This window comes from Bifidobacterium moukalabense DSM 27321, assembly GCF_000522505.1.
Lineage (GTDB): Bacteria > Actinomycetota > Actinomycetes > Actinomycetales > Bifidobacteriaceae > Bifidobacterium > Bifidobacterium moukalabense.
The window spans coordinates 854,437-878,408 of record NZ_AZMV01000007.1 but is presented as its reverse complement, the minus strand read 5'-3'; the positions used below and the strand labels follow the sequence as shown (position 1 = coordinate 878,408).

At 60.6% G+C, this 23,972-nt stretch carries 19 protein-coding genes and 1 pseudogene; 9 read left to right on the top strand and 11 right to left on the bottom strand.

The window, feature by feature from the left end:
- Nucleotides 1-144 precede the first annotated feature (144 nt).
- The 7 genes and pseudogenes from BMOU_RS10065 to BMOU_RS10035 all read left to right on the top strand — a co-directional run bounded on the left by BMOU_RS10065 (nucleotide 145) and on the right by BMOU_RS10035 (nucleotide 7,785).
- Nucleotides 145-471: a hypothetical protein gene (locus BMOU_RS10065; RefSeq protein WP_235143771.1), complete on the top strand. Its 327-nt coding sequence runs from the start codon at nucleotides 145-147 to the stop codon at nucleotides 469-471.
- Entirely contained in the window at nucleotides 468-1,946 is a 1,479-nt protein-coding gene (locus tag BMOU_RS10060; RefSeq protein WP_034877228.1) for a PGAP1-like alpha/beta domain-containing protein, read from the top strand. The genes BMOU_RS10065 and BMOU_RS10060 overlap by 4 nt, the downstream gene beginning before the upstream one ends.
- An 80-nt stretch (nucleotides 1,947-2,026) precedes the next feature.
- Nucleotides 2,027-3,471 (top strand): annotated as a pseudogene (gene purB, locus BMOU_RS10055) (adenylosuccinate lyase).
- 122 nt (nucleotides 3,472-3,593) lie between these two features.
- Complete coding sequence (locus tag BMOU_RS10050) at nucleotides 3,594-6,044, top strand: lysylphosphatidylglycerol synthase transmembrane domain-containing protein (RefSeq protein ID WP_034877225.1); 2,451 nt, start codon at nucleotides 3,594-3,596, stop codon at nucleotides 6,042-6,044.
- Nucleotides 6,045-6,199: 155 nt separating this feature from the next.
- Nucleotides 6,200-6,481: an HU family DNA-binding protein gene (locus BMOU_RS10045; RefSeq protein WP_003808664.1), complete on the top strand. Its 282-nt coding sequence runs from the start codon at nucleotides 6,200-6,202 to the stop codon at nucleotides 6,479-6,481.
- 147 nt (nucleotides 6,482-6,628) lie between these two features.
- A complete protein-coding gene (locus BMOU_RS10040) occupies nucleotides 6,629-6,988 on the top strand; it encodes a hypothetical protein (RefSeq protein ID WP_034877223.1) in 360 nt (119 codons plus the stop codon).
- Nucleotides 6,985-7,785, top strand: coding sequence for a beta/alpha barrel domain-containing protein (locus BMOU_RS10035; protein ID WP_034877221.1), 801 nt, complete (start codon nucleotides 6,985-6,987; stop codon nucleotides 7,783-7,785). Before BMOU_RS10040 ends, BMOU_RS10035 begins: the two co-directional genes overlap by 4 nt.
- 73 nt (nucleotides 7,786-7,858) lie before the next feature.
- On the opposite strand, the gene BMOU_RS10030 is transcribed toward BMOU_RS10035, so the two are convergent.
- From BMOU_RS10030 to arc, 5 genes are all read right to left on the bottom strand, one after another.
- Entirely contained in the window at nucleotides 7,859-9,322 is a 1,464-nt protein-coding gene (locus BMOU_RS10030; protein ID WP_034877219.1) for a proteasome accessory factor PafA2 family protein, read from the bottom strand.
- Nucleotides 9,322-9,513: a ubiquitin-like protein Pup gene (locus BMOU_RS10025; protein WP_034877217.1), complete on the bottom strand. Its 192-nt coding sequence runs from the start codon at nucleotides 9,511-9,513 to the stop codon at nucleotides 9,322-9,324. Before BMOU_RS10025 ends, BMOU_RS10030 begins: the two co-directional genes overlap by 1 nt.
- Before the next feature lie 99 nt (nucleotides 9,514-9,612).
- Nucleotides 9,613-10,443, bottom strand: coding sequence for an inositol monophosphatase family protein (locus BMOU_RS10020; RefSeq protein ID WP_034877215.1), 831 nt, complete (start codon nucleotides 10,441-10,443; stop codon nucleotides 9,613-9,615).
- Between the two features lie 132 nt (nucleotides 10,444-10,575).
- A complete protein-coding gene (gene dop, locus BMOU_RS10015) occupies nucleotides 10,576-12,159 on the bottom strand; it encodes a depupylase/deamidase Dop (protein ID WP_034877214.1) in 1,584 nt (527 codons plus the stop codon).
- A gap of 43 nt (nucleotides 12,160-12,202) precedes the next feature.
- Nucleotides 12,203-13,792, bottom strand: coding sequence for a proteasome ATPase (gene arc, locus BMOU_RS10010; RefSeq protein WP_034877212.1), 1,590 nt, complete (start codon nucleotides 13,790-13,792; stop codon nucleotides 12,203-12,205).
- Between the two features lie 29 nt (nucleotides 13,793-13,821).
- On the opposite strand from arc, the gene serB reads away from it, so the two are divergent.
- Entirely contained in the window at nucleotides 13,822-14,496 is a 675-nt protein-coding gene (serB, locus tag BMOU_RS10005) for a phosphoserine phosphatase SerB (protein ID WP_034877210.1), read from the top strand.
- An 87-nt stretch (nucleotides 14,497-14,583) separates the two neighbouring features.
- Here serB and fmt read toward each other — a convergent pair whose 3' ends face one another.
- From fmt to rpoZ, 6 genes are all read right to left on the bottom strand, one after another.
- Nucleotides 14,584-15,549 carry a methionyl-tRNA formyltransferase gene (fmt, locus tag BMOU_RS10000; protein ID WP_034877208.1) on the bottom strand — a complete coding sequence of 322 codons (966 nt, stop codon included), beginning with the start codon at nucleotides 15,547-15,549 and terminating at the stop codon, nucleotides 14,584-14,586.
- 70 nt (nucleotides 15,550-15,619) lie between these two features.
- Entirely contained in the window at nucleotides 15,620-16,330 is a 711-nt protein-coding gene (locus BMOU_RS09995; protein ID WP_034877206.1) for an HAD family hydrolase, read from the bottom strand.
- A 105-nt stretch (nucleotides 16,331-16,435) separates the two neighbouring features.
- Nucleotides 16,436-18,667, bottom strand: coding sequence for a primosomal protein N' (locus BMOU_RS09990; RefSeq protein ID WP_034877204.1), 2,232 nt, complete (start codon nucleotides 18,665-18,667; stop codon nucleotides 16,436-16,438).
- 29 nt (nucleotides 18,668-18,696) lie between these two features.
- Entirely contained in the window at nucleotides 18,697-19,977 is a 1,281-nt protein-coding gene (locus BMOU_RS09985) for a class I SAM-dependent methyltransferase (RefSeq protein ID WP_034877203.1), read from the bottom strand.
- Between the two features lie 200 nt (nucleotides 19,978-20,177).
- Entirely contained in the window at nucleotides 20,178-21,392 is a 1,215-nt protein-coding gene (gene metK / locus BMOU_RS09980) for a methionine adenosyltransferase (protein ID WP_034877201.1), read from the bottom strand.
- A 185-nt stretch (nucleotides 21,393-21,577) separates the two neighbouring features.
- Nucleotides 21,578-21,862, bottom strand: a complete 285-nt coding sequence (gene rpoZ / locus BMOU_RS09975; RefSeq protein ID WP_034877199.1) for a DNA-directed RNA polymerase subunit omega — start codon at nucleotides 21,860-21,862, stop codon at nucleotides 21,578-21,580.
- A 202-nt stretch (nucleotides 21,863-22,064) separates the two neighbouring features.
- Here rpoZ and ilvD point away from each other — a divergent pair, with 202 nt between their 5' ends.
- Nucleotides 22,065-23,924 carry a dihydroxy-acid dehydratase gene (gene ilvD, locus BMOU_RS09970; protein ID WP_034877197.1) on the top strand — a complete coding sequence of 620 codons (1,860 nt, stop codon included), beginning with the start codon at nucleotides 22,065-22,067 and terminating at the stop codon, nucleotides 23,922-23,924.
- Nucleotides 23,925-23,972: the final 48 nt, after the last annotated feature.

Genomic DNA, 23,972 nt, shown 5'->3' with positions numbered 1-23,972 from the left:
GAGCCGACTTATCCACCGCATCGCCGGCGCGTTTTCGTTGGTTTTCCAACAATGACACGCCGGCGTTGTGTTTTTTCGCGCATCCTTCGACCACCGACCTTGTTTTTCCGCACTTCCCGCCACACACGCATGTTCAATGGCACCATGAACACATTACTTGCATGCGGCACATCCAATATGATTGCGACCCCTCTGAGACCGGTGGGTCTTACTGCCCTGCCAGGTACGACATGCCAATGCCGTGCCGGCATACGAATCAGCCAGAACCTTGTCGATATGCGGATCAGATCGTGCCTTGCAGGGCTTGACCAGCTTGATGCCACGATCGTGCGCAGCGAACTGACGGATTGGACCGGCACGGCGGCGGAATCCTTTCGCAGCCGGCTCGTGGAGATGCGACGCCAGTCCGCTTCGCTGAGGGAGGCGTTGCGTGTCACCTCGCACATACTGTGGTCGGTAGGCGCGGCATGAGTTGGCAGGTCACCTCCACCATCAGCGGCGGTCATAGATATTCGACCGCCGACTACAACCAGTATCTCGGTGTCGCAACCGCCCTGTCAGACGCCTCCAGAACATACGCATCCTTGTCGGACATATGGAATGCGACGGTTCTGCAGCTTCAGGCCCAGCGGTACGGCACACCGTTAGTCAACGCACTCGGTGGCGGTGCCATCCTCTGCAGTGGCAGCGATCACATATCGTTCCCCTATGACCGACTCATTCAGCGCTGTTCCGATCATGCAGGCGCCTGTCATATCATGGCGAAGCGGCTCGCGCAGCTCGCCGATCTGGTCATCAGGGCGCATTCCCTGTATTCCCAGGCGGATGACCGCAACCGACGCATACTCAATGAACTGCTGCAGGCCACGGTCACCGCGTTTCCGAAGGAGTCGCTTGCGATGGCCGGAATCCTCTCGTTCGGAGGATTCATCCTCGGCTCGGCGAAAGAAGGCAGGACCAACGGCATCCACGCATTGGATTCGCTGGATTGGGCTCAGGAAGGACTGATGAGTGGCGCCGGATCCGCCATCGCAGGTCTGGGCGGATTGCGGGGACTGTTCCATACCGATGAGGTCAACATCGCGGCAAAACGCATCGCCAAGATCACGGCTCCCGGATACGACCTTGTTCAGGGCAACGAACTCAGCGTCACGCAGGTTCATGCCAACACCGCCGTGGTGCGCGAATCGCACGGCGTGGCCGACTCCATGGAGGATCTGCGCCGTCTTGCCGAAGAGCGTCTCGGCAAAATCGATCTGGGTAGCGGTTTGGATTATGGTACCATCGCCATCTCCAGGTATCGCAGAGAAGATGGGTCAAACGCCTGGCTGGTCACGATTCCCGGCACCGACGGGGAACCGGATTCGCCGTTCGGGTGGCCTCAGAATGTGGAGCTCATGAGTTCGGATTCCAAGCAGCGCATGCAGGCCGATAGCGCCCGCATGGTGGCCGAGGCCATGAGACAGGCCGGTATCGGTTCAGATGAGCCGGTGGCAATGATCGGACATTCCCAGGGCGGCATAGTCGCGGCCACGCTCGCCTCTGATCTGAAGGATGAATATGACATCGAGCATGTGGTGACCGCCGGGTCGCCTGTGGCCAACCATCCGATTCCCGAAAGCACATGGGTCACCAGCGTGGAAATGGACGACGAGCTGGTCGCGGCGCTGGACGGCGCGGCCAATCCGAATACCGAGAATTGGCTCACCGTGCGGGGAACTGTCGGTCAGACCCCCGATGACGACTCCATCTTCACCGGCACCGAAGTACAGGACGCGCCTGACGCCAAAGAAATCACGCATTGGCTCAAATACCATCAGGCCGCCTACCGTAATGCCACCGACATGGGATCGGCCGCACTTGAAGCCCATGAGCGGCATTTCCAAAACGTCATCGACGGTGATCTGGAAGAAGTCACCTACTGGCAAGGCCGCATGAGTAAATGAGCCATCATGAACGCGGTACCGGCAGTCGATGGACGGACATCGCCGAAATCTCGTTTACGGCTAAAAGTATGCTGTACAACATGAATCTTACTGACATCTCCCCCTGCAATTGCCCTGACCCCCCCTCGATGGCCGCTATCATAAGCAGACCGCCCCCCTTGTGGAGTATCTGAGCGAACCGGCGCTCAACCGCGAGCGCATGCGCGTGGAAGTCGAGTGGATGATTCTGCTCGCCAACGGTTTCGAAGGCAATGGTTTCACAACCATCGTTCCCGGCGTCAAACCGCTTACCGATGAGGAGCAGGCTTTTCTACGCTCCATTCCGGAGGATTTCGGTGCCGAAGGCATTGCGCAGCATGCCGCCCATGAGGCCGTGACCCACCATGACGTGAAGGCCGTCGAGTACTACATCGACGATCAGCTCGACAAGGCGGCCGAAGTGCTCGGCCACGAGACGCAGCTCACCGAGCTGAAGACCTTGGTGCACTTTGCCTGCACGTCCGAGGACATCAACAACCTGTCCATCGCCCGTTGCGTGAAGAACGGCATCGAGCACGTGTGGCTACCGGGCGCGCAGTCCATCGTCGACCATCTGGCGGAAAAGGCCGAGGAATATCGGGACAAGGCCATGCTGTCGCTAACCCATGGGCAGCCCGCCACGCCGACCACGCTGGGCAAGGAACTCGCGGTGTACGTGTACCGTCTGAACCGTCAGCTCGGCAAGGTCAGGGCGCAGGAATACCTCGGCAAGATCAACGGCGCGACCGGCACCTTCGGCGCCCATCTGGCGGCTTGCCCGGAGGTGGATTGGATTGCCGTGTCCCGCGAGTTCGTGACCAACCGTATGGGCCTGACGTGGAATCCGCTGACCACTCAGATCGAATCCCACGACTGGCAGGCGGAGTTGTATGGCACCATCAGCCACACCAACCGTATCCTGCATAATCTGTGCGTGGACGTATGGATGTACATCTCCCGTGGCGTGTTCGCCCAGGTGCCGGTCAAGGGTGCCACCGGTTCCTCCACCATGCCGCATAAGGTCAACCCGATTCGTTTCGAGAACGCCGAAGCCAATCTGGAGATTTCCTGCTCGCTGCTTGACACCCTGTCCGCAACGCTGGTCGAATCCCGTTGGCAGCGCGATCTGACCGATTCCACCACGCAGCGTAACATCGGCTCGGCTCTGGGTTACTCCGTACTGGCGTTGAACAATCTTATGGGTGGTCTGAACTCCATCCATCCGAACGATATCGCCATTCAGGCCGAGCTCGATGCCAATTGGGAGGTGTTGGGCGAGCCGATCCAGACCGCCATGCGCGCCTGCGAGCTGGCTGGCCTGCCAGGTATGGACAAGCCGTATGAGAAGGTCAAGGAACTGATGCGCGGCCATGAGATCTCTCAGGAAGCCGTTGAGACGTTCATCGACGAGCAGTCCTTCGATGAGGCCACCGCGGAGCGATTGAAAGCCCTGACGCCGGCCACCTACACCGGCGTGGCCTCCCGGCTGGTCAATTTCGCCCGCTGATCCGGTTCGCATATAGCCGTATATGTCGTCCCTGGGGCGGCTGTCGTTTTTTCGCAGCGCCCCAAGTTGTATCATCGAAAGCGATGACGGCAGCAGTCACCGTCTTTGTCTAAACCGTATGTATGGAGCATGTCATAGTGTCTCACGCCCCCGCCGCCAGCAAGTACGAAGTACGCATCGACGATATTCCGCCGCGTCGCAGCCGGGATTTCGCGGATCTGTTACACGCCGGATTCGCCTTGATCGTCGGCGTGGCCGTCATCCTGTTTTCAATCTATCTGCATGGCACGGCCTCCGGCGTCGAGTCCGACGTGCATTCGGCCAGTCATGCGGTGAGTTGGCTCATGGACGTGCCCTCCTCCCTGCTGCAGCAACTGGCCATCGTATTCATTTCCGTCAGCGTGTTGCTGCAACTGCTGATCGCCAAGGAATGGCTGCAAAGCGTGACCTCGGCCATTGCGCTGATTCTTGGATTTGCCACGGTCTGGGGCGTGTCGGCGCTGGTTACCGGCACCCAGAACACGGTGTTGATCGCATCCCTGTTCTCCAACGGCACTTCCGACGGCACCGGTCTGCTTCCCGATTTCTACGCGGCCATGGCCGCGTTCCTCACCGCCGCAGGCCCAAGACGTATGCGTTCCGCCGTGAAATGGGGATGGAACATCCTTTATATCGTGGCGGTGCTGCTGGTGGTGTTGTCGTGGAACTCCGTAGCCGGGGTGCTGGTCTCGTTCGCGGTCGGCCGTATCGTCGGCATGCTGATCCGTTTCGCCATCGGCACGCAAACCAACGGCGCATGGGGCTCACAGGTGGTGCAGTCGCTACGTGCCATCGGCATTGATGTCGTCTCCCTGTCGCGACGGATCGGCACCGGTGCCGATTCGGGTATGCTGCAGGCCATGCTGGATGACGACCTCATCGAGAATTCCCGTATCTACGATGCAGTCGATGCCGACGGCGGCCGTTTCATCGTATCCGTACTCGACAATCAGGTGCACGTCGCCGGTTACCTCAACCAGCTGTGGCAATGGATTCGACTGACCGGCGTATCCATGCGCCGGGACCGTTCCTCCATCGACGCCATCCACCATCATTACGCCATGCTGCTGGGACTGCGTAACGCCGGTCTCGTCACACCGGGGGTATACGGCGTGGCCGACAACGGCGAATCCTCGATTCTGGTGTTCCACTCCGGCCACATGCCCTTGGAATGCAATCTCAACACCATGAGCGACAGCGACATGGAACGGTTCATGTCATATCTGGACAAGGCCCATCGTCATGGTTTTACCCACCGCCGCATCACGCCGGACACGCTTTCCCGCATGGAAGACGGCACTCCGGTAATCGCCGGATGGCAGAACGGCGATTACGGCAGCAACGCACCGAACTTCGCGCTCGACAAGGTGCAACTGTTGATTCTGCTGAGTGCGCTGAACGGCGTGGACCGTGCCATGGCCTGTGCCCGCAGGACCTGGGGCGATGACCGGCTCATCGATCTGGCCCCGTTCGTGCAGAAGGCCGCCGCCCCGGCCGCTACCCGAGCCCTACCCGGATGGGATAAGCAGCTGCTGGTGCGTCTGCGTAACCGCATTTCCGCCCTCGCACCGCAGGAAGTGGCCGATTCCATGGAAAAGGTCACGCTCTCGAGATTTAGTTTCCGTTCGTTCATCGCCATCGCACTGCTGGTGGTGGCCGTATACGTGGTGTTCACGCAGATTCAGCCGGGTGAGATGATCAAGGCCGTCAAGGAGGCGAATCTCGCCATGGCGCTGGTCTGCGTGGCGCTCGGGTTCGTGGCCTGGTTCGGTTCCGCCATGACGCTGGGCGGATTCATGGATGCCGGCAAGCGTGATCCGCTCGGCCTGATGTGCTCGCAGATGGCTGCGGGATTCACTGCGGTCTCCATGCCTGCCGGCGTGGGCCCGGCCTTCGTGAATCTGCAGTTCCTGCGCAAGAGCGGCTATCGTAACACCAAGGCGACTGCCATCATGAGCGCCGTCTGGGCGGTACAGGGCGCCACCACGATAGTGCTGCTGTTGGTCATCGGCGTGTTTACCGGCCGCAACACGCTATCCGGCATGATTCCCACCAATACGTTGATCATGGTGATCGCCGTCGTCGCGTTGGTCATATCCGCGGCCATGGCGATTCCGCCGGTACGTCATCTGGTCACGGACAAATATCTGCCGATCGTCATGTCGTATGCACGCAATCTGGTGGACGTGCTTACCAGACCAAAGGAGCTGCTCCTCGGCATTGCGGGTGCACTGATTCTCAACATCAGCACCGGCTTGGGTTTCTGGGTGGCGCTGCTCGCCTTTGGATACCACACGAATCCCGTGGAAACGACCTTTATTTTTCTCTTGGCGAACACGCTTGGTTCCGCGGTGCCGACGCCAGGCGGCCTAGGTGCGGTGGAGGCGGCTTTGTCCGTGGCGTTCGCCGCGGTAGGGGTTCCTTCCACGATCGCCGTCTCCGCTACTCTCGTCTACCGAATCGCCTTCTATTGGCTACGAATCCCGGTCGGTGCGTTGGCCATGAAGTGGCTTGACGGGCATAATCTGATCTGAATTCGATTCACGGCCGGTCGTTTTGGTCCCATTTTCCAAAAAAACTCGCTAAAACCCTTATAAAATGCGGTTTTCGGCGATAAGGTGCGCTAATATCGTAATGAACGTGGACATCAGAGTAATCAGGATGTCCCCTGACCCAAGAAGGATGCTTTATGGCATACAACAAGTCTGATCTCGTCTCGAAGATCGCTCAGAAGTCCAACCTGACCAAGGCACAGGCTGAGGCGGCTGTGAACGCTTTCCAGGACGTGTTCGTCGAGGCAATGCAGTCCGGCGAAGGCCTGAAGCTGACCGGTCTGTTCTCCGCCGAGCGCGTCAAGCGTGCCGCCCGTACCGGCCGCAATCCGCGTACCGGCGAAACCATCGAGATCCCGGCAACCTATGGTGTTCGCATCTCTGCCGGCTCCCTGCTGAAGAAGGCCGTCACCAAGTGAGTCTCTGACTCCACTGGTAGCAAAAGCCCTGACCACGACGGTCAGGGCTTTTGTCGTTTCACGTCGCCTCGACGGCAGGTTGCGTTTCGCATTTTTCCCGATAGACTTTACATATTAGACAACGTGTCCATATAGACAGGAATCGCCATGGCCGACCAGAGGAAAATCGTAATCAATCAGCTCCACGAGCTCAACATCCTGCTGTTGCATTCCAAGCTCAAGGCGACCCGGGCCAGAACGGCCCGTCGTGCCGCGGCAACGGTCAGGAACGTCGACGCGGCACGACGAGGAAGGCCTCTCATGCGACCCAGCAAGGAGCAGACCGAATCGGCCCTGCACATGTTCGACTGCCTGAGCCCAAGCGAGCTTTCCACTCTCAGCGAATATCTGCAGCGTATCATCGACAACACCGATACCAGACTTCTGGACGAGGAGATCACCGAACGGCGCAAAGCCATCCACGAGTTTCTCATGCTCGATCATTCAGGTACGGAGGCACAGGAATGAGCATCGATCAGGCAGGCACTCCGGAACCGAATGATCAGGCCCCTCTTCATATCGGCAAACGTTCGTTGTTCACGCCGAGCGCGAACGTTGCCGTGGAGCAGCATTCCGCCACACCATATGTGTCCCGAACCACGTACGGCACCGCCATCGTCGAGGGACGGCTGACCTCTCCGGGCGCACGCGTGCCGGAAATCATCGCACAGCGTTGCGGCGGCATCACGGTGAAAGGGCATACGCTCAGATCTTTCGCCTATACCACTGATGCGGTGATCATTCGCAATACCAACGCCAACGCCATTCTGGCAGTGTATCCGTTCACCGGCGAGCCGGTGATCACACAGGCATTGCTGACCGTGGCCCAGATGCCGTTATTCGTGGGCGTGGGCGGCGGGACCACCACCGGTCCGCGCGTTGCCGAACTGGCCATGGTGGCGGAGATGCAGGGTGCGGCGGGCGTGGTCATCAACGCCCCGGCTCCGGCGGAGACCATCGAGACCACCATGTCCATGGTCGATATCCCGGTCATCGCCACCGTTACCGAAGATGACGAAGTCACCGAATGCAAGATCCTTGCGGGCGCCGCCATCATCAACGTCGCGGCGGGTGCGCGAACCGCGCAGGTGGTCTCCAGCATTCGGGAGCATCATCCGGAGATCCCGATCCTGGCTTCCGGAGGCGGCTCCGAGGAGCGTATCCTCGCCACCATCGACGCCGGAGCCGATGCCATCACCTGGACACCGCCTAGCGCCCAGCAGATGCAGTCGCAGATGATGGCGAAATATCGCGGCGAAGTCTGATCCGCCCGCCTTCGACCATCGGTCAGGATATCCGTTCAGCGGTCCGATCCGGCTTGCAGGCCCCGGTTCAAGGTCAGTCCAAGGAGCCCAACATCCGCCGGAATCGTTCCGACTCCTCGAAGTCAAAGGGATCGAGCAGCACCATTTCCGAATGTTGGGGCGCCATCAGCGTGAGTCTGGTCCAATCACAGGAATACCGGGCCCCTCTCGCCTTCGCCTCTCGCACGAATCTGCCCCGTAAGACCGCACGGGTATCGGATGGAGGGGTACGGAGGGCATGATCGGCCGCATCCGGCCCCAACATCGTACGCATACCGCCACGGCGGCACAGCGAGGCATATACCGTACCGTTGGCCACATCATGATAGTCCATGTCCAACTGTTCGAGCCTGCTCGTCGAGAGGCGACCGGTACGAGCCTGCAGGGCATCGAACAGACGCCTCTTGCATATCCAATCCACCCTGTCGGCCAAAACGTCGGCATCGCCGGAACCGAACGTTTCCAGCACCGTGCGCCACTGGCGAATCACATCATGCACATCGGTTCGAGGCAGGGACGCGACGACCTCGGGATGATCCTCGACGAAACGCTCCACCGCCACCAGATACCGTTCCTGCATGGCGACCGCACCGCCGGAGATCACACCACCATCGGCCATATCGAAGGTCGCACCGACACCGCTCACATCACGGCTGACGGCATGATTCGCCGCACCGGGATCGACGAAGGCCAATCGCGCGAAGCCGGACTCGCGGCCTTCGCGACCCGCCTGCTCGATGACGCACAATACCAGATGCGTGGTGGCGAGCTTCATCATCGTGGCCCACTGGGAACGGTTGGAATCGCCGATGATCACATGCAGTCGGCGAAACGCATCCGGGTCGGCATGCGGTTCGTCCCGCGTGTTCACCATCGGCCGCGAACGCGTGGTGGCCGAAGACACGGCCTCATCCAAAAAGTCGGCACGCTGCGTGACCTGGAAGCCCCGCTCCCCCACGCGTCCGGCTCCGGTGAATATCTGACGGGTGATCAGAAACGGCAACAGCTCATGCTCGATGACAGTCAGCGGTACGAAACGACGCACCAGATAATTCTCATGGCAACCGAAGGAATGGCCGGCGGAATCGGCGTTATTCTTGAATACATGCACCATGGTGCGCTTGCCATGGCTTGCCCGTAGCCTACGCTGGGCATCCATGGCAAGATCGTGCATCACCAGTTCGCCGGCCATGTCAAGGGCCAGCGCGTCCATGGGGTCGCGGGCCTCCGCCGTGGCGTACTCCGGGTGCGAGCCGACATCAAGATACAGTCTCGAACCGTTTTCGATATAGGTGTTCGTCGACCTGGACCGGGCCACGATCGGCTGGAACATCATCATGGCCGTCTGCCCCGAATTGCAAGGCGCATCGGCCCCGGTCACGCTGACGCCATACTCGGTTTCGATGCCGAAGATGCGGGTGAACGCATCGACTTCACTGCGGGTCCGACCGTCAAGCGGGGCCGTCGAATGATTGCCGCTGTCGCGCAGCTGCGGCATCACTCACCGCCTTTTTGCACAAAACTGCCGACATATTCTTCGGCATTGGTCTCCAGCACGGATTCGATGTCATCCAGCACGGCATCCAGGGCGTCCGCGGCATCGCCCGTCCGCACGCCGGCGACCGCCGTGCTTTCCTCGTTCTCCTGAGGCTGGTCCGCAGTCCGGATCTGTTCGAATTCCTGAGGCATGGCTTCCCTTTCGATACGTTCGGCATCCACCCGCGATACGGCATCGCATCGATACCGACTGCGCCACACATTAGGCCATGACTTGCATGCCCTATGACGCTATACCAAATACTGACGCAAATCGTTGTTGATGAGCCCGTTGGTGGCCACCACATCGTTTTCCTGACGCCAATGAATGCCGTCGCCATTCCATTGGCTCAGGTGGCCTTGGGCTTCCCAGACCATCATGGCGCCCGCCGACACCGCGGGAACATCCCATTTATGCAGATGCGGCTCGAAATAGGCGTCATACGTGCCGTCCGCCACCTTGCACAGATCCAACGACACCGGCCCCACACGCTTGATGTCGGCCGGACGACCGGCAATGCGCGCCACCACGTCGAGGGATCGCTTGGATTCCGACGGCACATACGACATGCCGAAGCTCACCACCGCCCCGTCCAACGACGGCGTGGTGGAGGGAATGATCTTCTCGCGCTTGTCACCCAACGGAGTACGGCGGATGCGGATGGCACCCGATCCCCGGACCGCAAGATACGTCAACCCCAACGCCGGGGCGTGCACCACCGCAAGAATCGGCTGCGCGGAGCATTGCTCGTTGAATTCGAACAAGGTTACGGTGATGGCCCACTCCGGCATGTCGTGGGCGAAGTTGATCACACCGTCGATGCCGCCGACGCACCAATACCGCTCCCCCGGATGGCACTCATCCGGACGGAACTGCCAGAATCCGTCGAATACATCGACATAGGTGATACGGTTGCTGATGAACTGCGCAAGACGCTTGTCGAGATCCGACGTGAAATGCAGATGGTCATCAGACAGCTCAAGGCTTTTCATATCACGCGGATTGGTCTGATCGTTCAACGCATGTTTGCCTGCATCCTGCAGAATACGGGCCACTTCGAGGGCCGCCTGCCTCAATTCCATAGATTATGCCTTTTCGTTCGTCATACTGCTCGCCCGATACGTTCTCTCCCGAATATCAGGGCATGTTCCTGTGTTCCAGTTGCTTTGCATGGTTATACCATCATCACGAATAGTACGCGACCGGCGTGATGTTCAGCGCAAACGGCCTATGACCGCCCGTGCGTCCGATACCCCCTCGAAGGCTCGCGAACACTGGGATTCACCAAAGGCCAAGGGATCTGACATGTCCAATGACAGCATGGTATTCTCCACGGATTTATCACCACTCGTCTCACAACGAACCGTCAGACGAGACCATGATACTGCCACCACCTGCTCAGGGAACCGCCGAATCATCTGTGCACGCAACCAAGCGCGCGTATCGCTTGGCGGCTCCACGCTCGCCTGTTCCAGCTGCGCATCGCCAATCAACCGTTCCGTCTGGGACGCCAGTTTCGCGAAGATCGAATCCTTGGGATCAAGTGCGGCCCATTGCAGATCCACGGCGGCCAGACGCGGATCGGCCCAATCGGAGTTGATTTTGCGACGTAGCTTTTCCAACAGTCTCCACTTGAGCAGCCACTCAATGCGGCCGGCCTGTTCACTCATGCCCAGACGCCGATCGTCATCGGCATGGCGGATGGCGGCCACGTCGGCGAGCGCCTGGCCCCACATCGCCATGATGTTGCGCGTGGAACGGTCCGGCCAGGCCGGCTCCCCCGCCGTGTCGCTGCCGTGGATCATCGCGGCCGCCGCATACACCATGCCCCGCAGGGTGACCTGCATCTGCCATGCCGTGGTCGTGCCGCCGTTTTCCAACGGCAGCTCGGCATTCAGCGTCAGGTCGTGCGAAACGGTGTGCATCGCCTCCACCGGATCGGCGAGCGTCAGCGCATCCATCATCGCGTTCAGGTCAAGACCTGCCTCGCCGGCATGTTCGAGCAGCCATAGCAGCATGCTGGTAGTGCCGAGTTTCAACGCCTGCGGCACATCCATACGGTTGGCGTCGCCCACGATCACGTGCAATCGACGGTATTCGTCGGTACTGTGCGATTCGTCGCGGGTGTTGATGATGGGCCTGTCGAAAGTGGTCTGCAGACCCACTTTCATATGGAAATAGTCGGCGCGTTGGCTGAGCTGGTAGCCGGCGCGTTCACTGCGCTCCCCCAAGCCGACGCGACCGGAGCCCGTATAGATCTGCCTCGATACGAAATGCGCGGTCATCAGTCGCGTCACTTCCTCGAACGGTACCGCACGCAGCAGCGTATAGTTTTCGTGCGTGCCCCAGCTGGCGCCTTTGCCATCCACGTTGTTGCGATGCAGCACGATGGCATGCCCCGTGATGTCGCTCGCCTTCGACGCGGCCCACCGCATGATAAGGTCGCCGGCATGGTCGTATCGCACCGCTTCGAAGGGGTCGGTGGTTTCCGGAGCGGAATATTCCGGATGCGCATGGTCAACATACACGCGTCCGCCATTGGCCGCGATCACGTTGGTGATGTTGAGCTGCGGTGCATCGGTGAGCAGGTCGGGGTGCGCGCATGCACGTTCCAGACGGGTGCCGCGGGCGTCGTTGACGGGGTCTTCCTGCCGGTAATCCCATCGGATATGCTTCGTACGCTCGTCCGAAGCCGCGCCGACCACGTCGAACGATAGTTGCACCGGATTGTACCGACCTGCGCCACGGCTGGAGACCGCGTACTCGGTTTCAGTTCCCATCACCCGACGAACACTCATCTGCAGATTCCTTTCCCGCCTGATATCGTCCAATCCGTTCCGGTTATTGCGCCGCAGGCCTGATACGCGTCACATGCCCTGCGTCAAACCCGTTGATCCGGCTCCATTGCACCGGATCGGCATCCAGTATGGCGTCTCGGGTCTCCTCGAATTCCTCCTGCACGGCCTTTGCCAGCAGATCTACGCCTATCGCCGCCGGTTCCGCCGATTCGATGGATATCTTGACGGCTTTCGTCTTAGCACGATCCACGACGTTCTTCAGCACCGCTCCGGAGACCACGTCGGCCAGGTAGACCGGCGACCACTGCCCATGCTCGTCGCATACGTCGCATAGATGGCGGTGCTCGCTGATCGCATAGATGTCGGCAACGAGCACGCTGGTCAGCGCCTTCGCTTCGATACCCGGCGTAAGCGGCAGATCATCGGTCAGATAATGCCGGATGATCTGCCCGGCCTGCCTCGCCTTCGGACGATCCACCCGGATCTTCACGTCCAGGCGGCCCGGTCGCAGCACGGCCGGATCGATCATATCGATGCGATTGGATGCCCCGATCACCATCACGTTATCGAGGCTTTCCACGCCGTCCAGTTCGGAGAGGAACTGCGGCACGATGGTGGTCTCCACATCCGAGGACACACCGGATCCGCGAGTGCGCAGCAACGAATCCATCTCGTCGATGAACACGATGACCGGTCTGCCGTCGGCGGCACGTTCACGCGCACGCTTGAAGATCATGCGAATCAGACGTTCCGACTCACCCACGAACTTATTGAGCAGCTCCGGCCCCTTCACGGAAAGGAATACGCCGGAGCCCGCGCCGCATCCTTCGGCGAGCGCGTTCGCCACGGCCTTGGCGATCAGCGTCTTGCCATTGCCTGGAGGACCATACAGCAGCACCCCTTTCGGCGGTTTCAGATCGTAGCGTTCGAACAGCTCACGATGCAGGAACGGCATTTGCACGGCATCACGGATGCGTTCGATCTGCTCGTCCAAACCGCCGATGTCATCGAAGGTGACGTCCGGGGTCTCCTCAAGCACCAGCTCGGCATCATCTTCGGCGGGAATCAGGGTCAGTGCAAGGCGGATGGAGGAGTCCACGCCCACCCGATCCCCGGTGTTGATGCTCTCCTTGGCAAGTATGCCGGCGCGGCGTACCAAGGTGGCGTTGCCCCCACTATCGGTCACCAATAGACGACCATCGTCGAAAACCTGTTTGACGGCACGCACCGCGCCCAGCGTATCGGTGTCATGCTGGCTCACAATCACCATGTTCTCGTTGAGCAGCACCGTACGCCCCGCTTCCAAACGGGATGCCGGCACGCTCGCGGCCACCGGCACGATCATGCGCCGTGCGCCCGAGATCACTTCGGCGCTGGCATGCTGCACGCCCTGTTCATCGGTGTTCGCCGCATGCACGCGCACCATGGTGGCGAAGGTCAGAGGAGGCCCGGCCAGCTGATTCAACTGCGCCTTGGCCTTGGCAAGCTCCTTCGTGGCACGGGTCAGCGCCTTCGCCAACGCGTGGTTCTTGGCCATCAGCTGGTCGTTGGCCTCACTGAGGGATTGCATCGTCTCGCCCTGCTGCTCCATGCCGGCCCTCGCTTTCTTCAACTCACCGTCAAGAATACCCATTGTCCTAATGATTTCCGACAATCGAAACCATGCTTGAGAAAGAAACGTCGAATACCACCGTCTTGCCCACATTGTCCCGTCCGGGACTGCTGGTGATGGATGTGGATTCCACGTTGATCGACGAAGAGGTCATCGACGAGCTTGGCACCGCCGCCGGTGTCGGAGAGCGGATCGCATCCGTCACCGCCCGTGCGATGAACGGTGAATTGGATTTCCGCGATGCGTTGCGTGCCCGCGTCGCGCTGCTGGAGGGACTGCCGGTTTCGATTTTCGATGATGTCTACCGTGCCGTTCACTTCACCAACGGCGCGCTTGCCCTGATCGACGCCCTGCATGGTCACGGTTGGAAGGTCGGCGTCGTTTCCGGCGGGTTCCATGAGGTGGTGGACCGTCTCGCCGTGGACGCAGGCATCGATTACTGGATCGCGAATCGTCTCGAAGCCGCCGACGGCAGGCTGACGGGCCGTATCCTTGGCGACATCGTCACCAAGGACGTCAAGCTGGAGTCATTGCGCACATGGGCCGACCGGATGGGTATCGACATGAACCAGACCATGGCCGTAGGCGACGGTGCCAACGATCTGCCGATGATTCACGCGGCAGGCCTGGGCGTAGCGTTCTGCGCCAAACCGAAGGTACAACAGGAGGCCCCGTACCGCCTGAACGACCGCAACCTCGTCAGAATCCTCGATTTTCTCGAGTGATTCCCCTCCTCTGCACGCACTGCCGAGGCTGCGTGGCTTACGGAACAACGGAACGTCTGCGCCCGCAGACACCGCTGCCACAAGCTTTTACCTGCAGCAAGCCATCCCGTCGAGACGGGCTCCGCGGGCCCAGTCGGCGGCGCGCATGGCCTTCTTGCCCTGAGCCTTGACTTCAACCATCTCCAACGGCTGGGTTGCGGTACCGATCCACACGTTCTTCTTGCCGGCCACGATATGCCCCGGTTCAAGCGTGGTGGGAACGTTCGGATTGTCCATGTCAGCCGGCTGCGCACGCAGTACATGCAGAATGGTCGGTTCGGAGCCGGCACAGGCATGCAGTTCGCACCAGGCACCCGGGTTCGGCGTGCAGGCGCGAATCTGCCTATCTACGGCGAACACGGGCACGTCGAAGCGGATACGCGCGTCTTCGACGGAAATCTTCCGGGCGATCTCGTAGGCTCCGGTCGGTTGTTCGACCGGAGCGATCTGATCGTCGGCCAGGGCCTGCAACGAGGCGGCCAGCAGTCGGGAACCATCTTCAGCCAAACGGTTCAGCAGCTCGCCGGCGGTCTCGTGCGCGCCGATCTCCACGGTGGATTGCGCCAGGATCGGGCCCGCGTCCATTTTCCTGACGATGCGGAACACCGTGGCTCCGGTCAGGGTGTCTCCCGCCCAGATGGAACGCTGCACCGGAGCGGCGCCACGCCATTGCGGCAACAGCGAGAAATGCAGGTTGTACCACCCCATGGGCAGGGCATCCAGTACCTCCTGCTTGAGGATCTTGCCGTAGGCCACCACGGCGGCGACCTGTGCGCCGGTGGCCGCAAGTTCATTGACGAAAGTCTCCTCGCTCGGATCGGATTCGATGACAGGCAGATCCAATTCCAATGCGGCCTGTTTGACCGGATTCGGTACGAGCTTGCGTCCACGGCCTGTCGGCGCATCCGGGCGGGTGAGCACGGCCACCACTTCAAAGTGCTCGGTATCCTCGGCAAGCATCCTCAGCGACGGCACGGCGACTTCCGGGGAACCGGCGAAAAGCACCTTCAACATGAATCAGACTCCTTTTTCCACATCTCGATCACAAGCCATCGGCGGCATCATAGGGCGACGATGATGAATGTCATGCCTGCCGCACGGCGGGAACATCGACGCCGTTGGCGATCAGCAGATTCCGCAAGGCGCGCGAATCCCCGAACCGCACCCCACGAATGCCCGCTTCGTTCGCCCCGACGATGTTCATCGCCTTGTCGTCCACGAATATCGCGCCCGCGGCGTCGATGCCGAATTGGTCCAACGCATGCTCGTAGATGTCTTTGTGCGGCTTGCGCAGTTCGACGTAACCGGAGACCACGCGATCGTTCAGCATCCGTAGAATATCGTAGTGCTCCAGCGCGATCGGGAACAGATCCTTCTGCCAATTGCTCAATCCCCAGACGCCGATGCCGGCAGCCTTCAAATCGTTGATCAGCACGCGAGCTCCGGGTACGACGCCGGTGAGTGAATCGACGAAATTGTCAAGATAGTACTGCAGCATGTCGGCCCACTGGTCGCCGCTGGTCTTACGCATCAGCGCCACGCCTTCGTCGTTGGACATGCCACCGTCCAACAGATTGTTGATATCGTAAAAACCGGAGATGTCGTTGTCGAGGAACCGTTCGATGAGCTCGTCGCCGTATCGCGGCGTCATCGCCGCGGCCGGATCCCAGTACACCAGCACGTTGCCGAAATCGAAGATCACATCGGTGATCGGCTTGCCCGCGTTGGCGGCGGCCTCATCGTCGGCCATCAGCACGCCGTATTCCATGTCGGGCTCTCCCGGCCAGCCTTTCATGTGCTTCCTCCATTCATATCCGGTGGATTCCTCAGGTCTTCCATAGTGTTTCATGGCGAGGGGACGTACCTTCGCAGACGGTTCGACCAGGAACCTCCGATATGTTCAGATACGTTCCTTCGGATCGAGTTGGAAGCGCAGCTCCCCCGCCTCCCGAGCGGCCACATGCCGTGCGCTGGCGTTGCGCAGACGCAGGGCCAGTTCGGCACGTCCGCTTTGCGGAACACGAACGATCGCCTTGACCCGATCGGCGGTCACCTCCAATTCGCGGGTGTCGATGGTGCGCGGTTGCGGAATCGGCACGGGACCCAGCACCGAAGGCATGACGCCTTCCACGGTATCGATGGTGGCCATGTCCCCACCCGGCAAGGCGCCGATTCGCTCCAACGCGGTTTTCACCGCACTCCGACGGCCCCATACGCATGCCGCAGCGAACACCGGAGGCAGGGCCGTCTGCGCGCGTTCCTCGAGCTCCGTCTGCGCCAGATGCGGCGAATTCCACAACATCAATGATTGAGCGAGCACCGGATCGGTCTCGCCAAGCAGCAACGCCTGCCCATTCCTACTTCGTGGAGCGCATAACGACACCGCACGCATCCAAGCGGTGAGCGTGTCCACGCCCGCATCGATGCCGAACGCATACAGGCTGGTCCATGCATCCAGAATGGCGACCGCACGATATTCGCATTCATACGGGCTGGCCCCTCGCACACGCGGCTCGGCGCCCGGGGTGGCGATGACCAGCTGCGGCGCGAAGGCGATATCGGGTACGATGCCTCGCGGCTGGCTTGGCGTGGAGATCACAATCGGCACGCCACGGAACAGTCTGCCCAGCTCTTGGGCGGTGCCGGCCGCACCGACCCGTACCACGCGCATCCGCTCATTATGGCAGGCCGGGCATGACCATTGCACGGTGGCGGCACCGCACCAACGGCATCGAATCGAGCCGTCCCGCAGACGTTCCAATGGTCCGGTGCATTGCGCGCATCGCGCCTGACGATGGCATTGCGAACAGCTGAGCGCCTCGGTTATACCGTCCTGCGGAATGGACAACAGCACCGGACCGCTTTCCAATGCCTTGGACAGCACACGTACGGCCGTGTGCGGTACGCGGGCGCCGATGGTCGGATCGGCGACGCGAGCCAACTCGTCACGGTTGAGCCAACGGATCCATGGGCTCGTCTCCTTCGTCACCGCCGGAAGCGCGTGAATCGGTGTGCTGAAGCCGCTGACCGGTGTCTCCCCCACATGCGTGGCGTCGGTTTCCCACTGGCTTTGCACGCTTCGGGAATTCGCCATCGCCACGAATACGCCGCCATGGGCCTTGGCCCGTAGACGCAGCACCCCTCTGGCATTGGCGTAGGGCATCATGCCGTCCGCATCCTGATAGCATACGTCGTCCACGATCAGGAACAAGGCCCGGCCTTCCACCGGTGCATACATGGCGGCCCGAGTTCCGATGATGCACGGAACCCGCCCGTTACTCGCAGCCAGATAGGCGCGGTACCGTTCCGCAGGTGACATCTGTGCATTCAGCACGGCTATATCGCCGTCATAGCCGCCGCTGGAGGCATTGGTACGGGCGAACATACGCAGACCGATGGATTGCAGGGTCTCGACCATGTCGCTGACCTCGCGCATGGTGGGCAGTACGATCACCGCCGGCCTGTTGTGCGAGAGCGCGGTGGCGACCATCCATGCCACGCACCGCCGCCAATGGTCGGATCCGGGCAGGGTATCGAATACGAAGGATTGGAAGCGCGAGCCGCCCAAGGCGTCACGCAGCAGGCTGATACCGCCGTATTGGGTCTTCAGCTGGTCGAAGAACTCCTGTTCCACGGCAATCAGACGTTCCCTTTTCGCCCTGCTCTCACGTTCCGTGGATCCGCCTCGTCGCTGTTCCTGTTCCACGCGGGCCACGCGCGGTGGCACGGCAAGGCGCAGGATGTTGGCGCGGGTACCGCCAAAGGCGTCGGCAATCAACGTGATGTCCTCACGCATGGTCCGTGGCACCAGCACGCCGTCGGTGACCACGCGTTCAATGAAACGCAGCGCGGACGCCGGAGTATCGCTGGTATCCGCGCGACTCCAGATGATGCCGTTGACGCGCTGTCCCCCGAATCGCACGCGCACCATCACGCCGGGTCGAGCGGCATCGGAGTATTGCTCTTCGACGTAGTAGTCGAAGGTCTGCCCCAAATGCGTGGCCTGTACATCCAACACCACTTGGGCTATGGGATGCTCGGCCGCCGGCGTTTTGGCTACGGGTGTGCGTTTGCGTCGCTTACGCGGGGCGAGCCCGTCAAGCGCCAGCTGCTCGGCATCCTCATAGGTCATTCCTTCAGATTAACGCATCACGCCAGCCACTAGTGCAGTGGCCACCAAGGACGTAACGGATACGTGTCGGTGCCGTCACGGTTCGGCTTGATGCACAGATATTGGTGAATCTGGATATTGTTCATCTCGAAGTTGTAGGCGCAGCCGGCCATGTACAGTCCCCACAGGCGGGCCTTCGGCTCACCCACCATCTTCACGGCCTCACCCCAATGCTCCACGAGATTGTCGTTCCAGTGGTGCAGGGTCAACGCGTAATGCTGACGCAGGTTCTCCTCATGAATCACCTCGAAGCCGGCATCATGCACCTTGGTTTCGATCTCGCCGGGAGAGGCCAACTGGCCGTCGGGGAAGATATAGCGGTCGATGAACGGACCGGCGGATTTACCCGCATATGAGCAGGTTCTGGTGATCTGATGGTTGAGCAGCATCGCCCCCGGCTTGAGCTTGTCGTAGATCTCCTTGAAGTAGGCCGGATAATGCTTGACGCCCACATGCTCCATCATACCCAACGAGCAGATGCCATCGAAGTCCGCCTCCGGCACGTCGCGGTAGTCCATCAACCGGATCTCGGCCAAGTCTTCCAAGCCTTCGCGCCTAATCCATTCCTGACCCCACTTGACCTGTTCCTCGGCCAAGGTCACGCCGATCACATGAATGCCGCGCCTGGCGGCCTCGATCTCCATCGAGCCCCAACCGCAGCCGATGTCGAGCAGGCGGTCGCCGGCCTTCAGATTCAACTTGTCGAGCACCAGATCAAGCTTGGCCTTCTGCGCATCCTCCAACGTGGTTTCCGGCGTATCGAACACCGCACAGGTGTAGGTCATGGAAGGACCGAGGAACATGGCATAGAAGTCGTTCGATTGGTCATAGTGGTAGCTCACTGTGGCGGCATCCCCGGCTTTGGAATGCGGGAACAGGCCTTCGCTGATGCGTTTGAGTCTGCTCGGCCCCTCGATGCTCGGCGCGGCCGGACGTCGTATGCCGTGCGAGGCGATCGTGGCCAACGCCTGTGCCAGAGCGGACGGATTGGGTTTGTGCACGTACGGTTTCAATTCGGCAAGTCGCTTGAATACGGCATATGGGTTACCCGGCACCAATTGTGGCGAATCGATATCACCCTGCAGATAGGCACGTGCCAGACCAAGCTCTCCGGGATTGTTCACCATGTAGTACACGGCTCTGGAATTCTTCACCTGAATGCACAACGGCGCATCGTCCGGCCCCATGGATGAACCATCGAACGCTTCGACGCGCAACGGTGCGTCAGGCCTGACGAACAACCGCACCATATCGGCTACCTTCATCCGCATATTGCCTCCTTAGCAATCATGATGCTCCCCAACCATACAACCCTCAATCAGCAGATTGTAGTCTCGCGGGAATCACACGGAACCGACGATTCCTCACAGAACGAAAAAAACGTGTTGCGGAGCATTCGTTTCCGAAGTCGTTCCGCAACACGTTGGGTGGTGGGCGCCGTCAGTCCTTGGTTACAATCCCGGCGCCATGATCATCCGGCGATCGCCGCCTTGAGCTCGTCGACCCTGTTGGTCGCCTCCCATGTGAAGTCGACGTCATTGCGGCCAAAATGGCCATATGCCGCGGTCTTGGCGTAAATCGGTCGTTTCAGGTCGAGCTCGTCGATGATGGCGGCCGGACGCAGATCGAACACCTTGCGTACCGCCTGCTGAATCCGCTCACGGGTCACGCCGATTTCGGTGCCGTAGGTTTCCACGTTGATGGATACCGGATCGGCTACACCGATGGCGTACGCCACCTGCACCTCGACCTTGTGTGCCAGACCCGCGGCCACGATGTTCTTGGCCACCCAACGGGCCGCATAGGCCGCGGAGCGGTCCACTTTGCTCGGATCCTTGCCGGAGAAGGCGCCGCCGCCGTGATGTGCCGCACCACCGTAGGTGTCGACGATGATCTTGCGTCCGGTCAGACCGGCATCGGCCGCCGGACCACCGAGAATGAACGACCCTGTCGGGTTCACAAGCAGACGGTATTCATCGTGCGCCACGCGATCGGCGAGCACGTCGTCAAGCACCGGGCGAATCACATGCTCGGCCAACTGCTCCTTAAGCCAGACCTGATCCACCTCAGGGTCATGCTGGGTGGAGACCAGTACGGTGTCGAGACGGATCGGATTGTCGTTCTCGTCGTATTCGATGGTCACCTGAGTCTTGCCGTCCGGGCGCAGATGCGCCACTTCGCCGCTTTTACGCACTTCAGCCAAGCGATGGGCCAGACGATGGGCCAAATGGATCGGCAACGGCATGAGCGCCTCGGTCTCATCGCAGGCATAGCCGAACATCACGCCCTGATCGCCGGCTCCCTGCGCCTCGTAGCGTTGCTCACGGGAAGCCACGGATTCCTCATCGCGATTCAGACGGGCCACGCCCTGGTTGATTTCGGCGCTCTGGCCGGTCAGCGACACCACCACCCCACAGGAGTCGGCGTCAAGACCGACCTGAGAGCTGGTGTATCCGATGTTACGGACCACGGAGCGCACAATATTCTGAATGTCGCTGTAACCCTCGCTGGTCACTTCGCCGAACACGAAGAACTGTCCGGTGGTGGCGCAGGTCTCCACGGCCACGTGTGATTGCGGATCCTGACGCAGCATATCGTCGAGAATCGCATCGGAGATCTGGTCACAAACCTTGTCCGGATGCCCTTCCGTCACCGATTCGGCGGAAATCAATTTCAATTCAGCCATGTCGGCTGCTCCTTTCTTGGGGCGGCCATCCCAACACCGCCCGGATACTTGTCATCGTGAATGGTAGATAAGAAAACGCCCCGACCTCCACAGACGCAATCAACAGTATGAACAACTACCATCTCATGCACTCCGCTCAGGTATCGGGGCGAAAGAAAGTAAAATCAGGTGCGATTCCTTGGGAATCAGTTGCCTTCGGTCAGGTCGTCCTCGCCGAGGGTCTCCTCGAGCAGGCCCTCATCGATTTCGCGGAAAGCGATGGACAACGGCTTCTCCTGGTTCTGGTACTCCACCAGCGGGCCGACGTTCTGCAGCAGGCCCTCGTTGAGCTGGGTGAAGTAGGAATTGATCTGGCGAGCACGCTTGGCGGCGAAGATAGCCAAGGCGTACTTGGAGTCCGCATGCTCCATCAGATCATCGATCGGCGGATCCGCAAGTCCGGTCGGGGTTGGCTGAGTGCCGAATGCCATAATTGATTATCTCCCAATCATCAGGTAAACGCGAAGCTTCTTTTCCAATCTCGTAAGTATAGAGGCGCAGCTGGACGGATTCAACCTTTGCATAGGATGTTCGGGGCCTTCTTCGCCGCCTGGGAAATGTAACGCTTCTGAAAATTCCACATAGTGACTCTTGACAAAACGCGTGTCCTGTTCAGCTATCAGAATAGAGAACATGGAAATGCGATCTGCAAAACTAATGAATGGACGTGTATTCGCGGGCGCACGCGCGCTCTATCGTGCCGCCGGCGTGGACGGCAAGGACTTCGGCAAGCCGATCATCGCCATTGCCAACTCCTTCGACGAGTTCCTACCGGGCCATGTGCACCTGAACAAGGTGGGCCGACTGATCTCCGAGGCCATCAAGGAGGCCGGCGGCATCCCGCGCGAGTTCAACACGATGGCCGTTGACGACGGCATCGCCATGGGCCACACCGGCATGCTGTACTCCCTGCCGAGCCGCGATATCATCGCCGATACCGTGGAATATCAGGTGAACGCCCACTGCGCCGACGCCCTGATCTGCATCCCGAACTGCGACAAGGTCGTGCCGGGAATGCTCATGGCCGCACTGCGCCTGAACATTCCGACCGTATTCGTCTCCGGCGGCCCGATGGAGGCCGGCACCACCGTGCTGCCCGACGGCACCGTGAAGAAGAACACCGATCTGATCGACGTAATGTACGCCTCCGCCGATGACAGTCTGAACGAAGAGGACCTGCTCGCCTACGAGAAGACCGTCTGCCCGACCTGCGGTTCCTGCGCCGGCATGTTCACCGCCAACTCGATGAACTGCCTGACCGAAGCCATCGGTCTGGCCCTTCCGGGCAATGGCACCATTCTCGCCTCCCATTCCTATCGTAAGGATTTGTTCAAGCACGCCGCCGAACAGATCGTCAAAATCGCCAAGCAGTACTACGACGAGGACGACGAAACCGTGCTGCCGCGTTCCATCGCCACCAAGGAGGCCTTCGAGAACGCCATGACCATGGACGTGGCCATGGGCGGCTCCACCAACACCGTGCTGCACATTCTCGCCATGGCCCAGTCCGCCGACGTGGACTTCACCTTGGATGACATCGAGCGCATCTCACACACCGTGCCGTGCATCTGCAAGGCCTCGCCATCCGGCGAATGGGAGATCTCCGACGTGCACCGTGCAGGCGGCATCACCGGTATCCTCGGCGAGCTCGACCGTGCGGGCAAGCTGCATCGCAATGTGCATTCCGTCGACTACAAGACCCTGGAAGACAAGCTCAACGACTGGGACATCATGCGCGACACATGCACCGAGGAGGCACAGCGGATGTACAAGGCCGCTCCGGGCCATATTGTCTCCCCTGATCCGTGGACGCACACCACGCTGTTCGATTCGCTCGACCGAGACCGCGTCAACGGCGCCATCCACGACATCGACCATCCCGCCGTCACCGAAGGCGGTCTGGCCGTGCTGCGCGGCAACCTCGCCCCTGACGGCTGTGTGGTGAAGACCGCCGGCGTGCCGAAGGAAATCTGGACGTTCCGCGGACCGGCTTTGGTCGTGGAATCACAGGAAGAGGCCATCGAGGTCATCCTCAACGACACACTCAAGCCCGGCATGGCCCTGGTGATTCGCTATGAGGGACCGAAGGGCGGCCCGGGCATGCAGGAGATGCTGTACCCGACCTCCTTTGTCAAGGGTAAGGGCATCGGCAAGGAAGTCGCGTTGCTGACCGATGGCCGTTACTCCGGTGGCTCCTCAGGCCTGTCCATCGGCCATATCGCGCCTGAGGCCGCAAACAAGGGTCCGATTGCGCTGATCAGGAATGGCGACACCATCGCCATCGACATTCCGAATCGTACCGTGAACGTCGAGCTTACCGATGATGAGCTGGCCCAGCGTCGCGCCGAGATCGAAGCCGGAGACGGCTATGTGGCACACCGTGACCGCAAGGTGTCTCAGGCCCTCAAGGCCTACGCCGCCTTCGCTCGCTCCGCGGACAAGGGCGCGACCCGTGACCCGGAGCTGATCGACAAGCTTTCCGGCCTTGCCTGAGATCCCCGTAAAACTCCAAGGGGCCACGCGGAAAAACCCGCGTGGCCC

Coding starts and splice junctions, on each gene's coding strand:
- fmt (WP_034877208.1), bottom strand. CDS start 15,549: ATGTTGAAGGTGCTTTTCGCCGGTTCCCCGGAAGTCGCCGTGCCGTCG.
- serB (WP_034877210.1), top strand. CDS start 13,822: ATGCTTGAGAAAGAAACGTCGAATACCACCGTCTTGCCCACATTGTCC.
- BMOU_RS10045 (WP_003808664.1), top strand. CDS start 6,200: ATGGCATACAACAAGTCTGATCTCGTCTCGAAGATCGCTCAGAAGTCC.
- BMOU_RS10065 (WP_235143771.1), top strand. CDS start 145: ATGAACACATTACTTGCATGCGGCACATCCAATATGATTGCGACCCCT.
- arc (WP_034877212.1), bottom strand. CDS start 13,792: ATGGGTATTCTTGACGGTGAGTTGAAGAAAGCGAGGGCCGGCATGGAG.
- BMOU_RS10050 (WP_034877225.1), top strand. CDS start 3,594: ATGGAGCATGTCATAGTGTCTCACGCCCCCGCCGCCAGCAAGTACGAA.
- ilvD (WP_034877197.1), top strand. CDS start 22,065: ATGGAAATGCGATCTGCAAAACTAATGAATGGACGTGTATTCGCGGGC.
- BMOU_RS10060 (WP_034877228.1), top strand. CDS start 468: ATGAGTTGGCAGGTCACCTCCACCATCAGCGGCGGTCATAGATATTCG.
- dop (WP_034877214.1), bottom strand. CDS start 12,159: ATGAGTGTTCGTCGGGTGATGGGAACTGAAACCGAGTACGCGGTCTCC.
- BMOU_RS10020 (WP_034877215.1), bottom strand. CDS start 10,443: ATGGAATTGAGGCAGGCGGCCCTCGAAGTGGCCCGTATTCTGCAGGAT.
- BMOU_RS09995 (WP_034877206.1), bottom strand. CDS start 16,330: ATGAAAGGCTGGCCGGGAGAGCCCGACATGGAATACGGCGTGCTGATG.
- BMOU_RS10025 (WP_034877217.1), bottom strand. CDS start 9,513: ATGCCTCAGGAATTCGAACAGATCCGGACTGCGGACCAGCCTCAGGAG.
- BMOU_RS09990 (WP_034877204.1), bottom strand. CDS start 18,667: ATGACCTATGAGGATGCCGAGCAGCTGGCGCTTGACGGGCTCGCCCCG.
- BMOU_RS10040 (WP_034877223.1), top strand. CDS start 6,629: ATGGCCGACCAGAGGAAAATCGTAATCAATCAGCTCCACGAGCTCAAC.
- BMOU_RS09985 (WP_034877203.1), bottom strand. CDS start 19,977: ATGCGGATGAAGGTAGCCGATATGGTGCGGTTGTTCGTCAGGCCTGAC.
- rpoZ (WP_034877199.1), bottom strand. CDS start 21,862: ATGGCATTCGGCACTCAGCCAACCCCGACCGGACTTGCGGATCCGCCG.
- BMOU_RS10035 (WP_034877221.1), top strand. CDS start 6,985: ATGAGCATCGATCAGGCAGGCACTCCGGAACCGAATGATCAGGCCCCT.
- metK (WP_034877201.1), bottom strand. CDS start 21,392: ATGGCTGAATTGAAATTGATTTCCGCCGAATCGGTGACGGAAGGGCAT.
- BMOU_RS10030 (WP_034877219.1), bottom strand. CDS start 9,322: ATGCCGCAGCTGCGCGACAGCGGCAATCATTCGACGGCCCCGCTTGAC.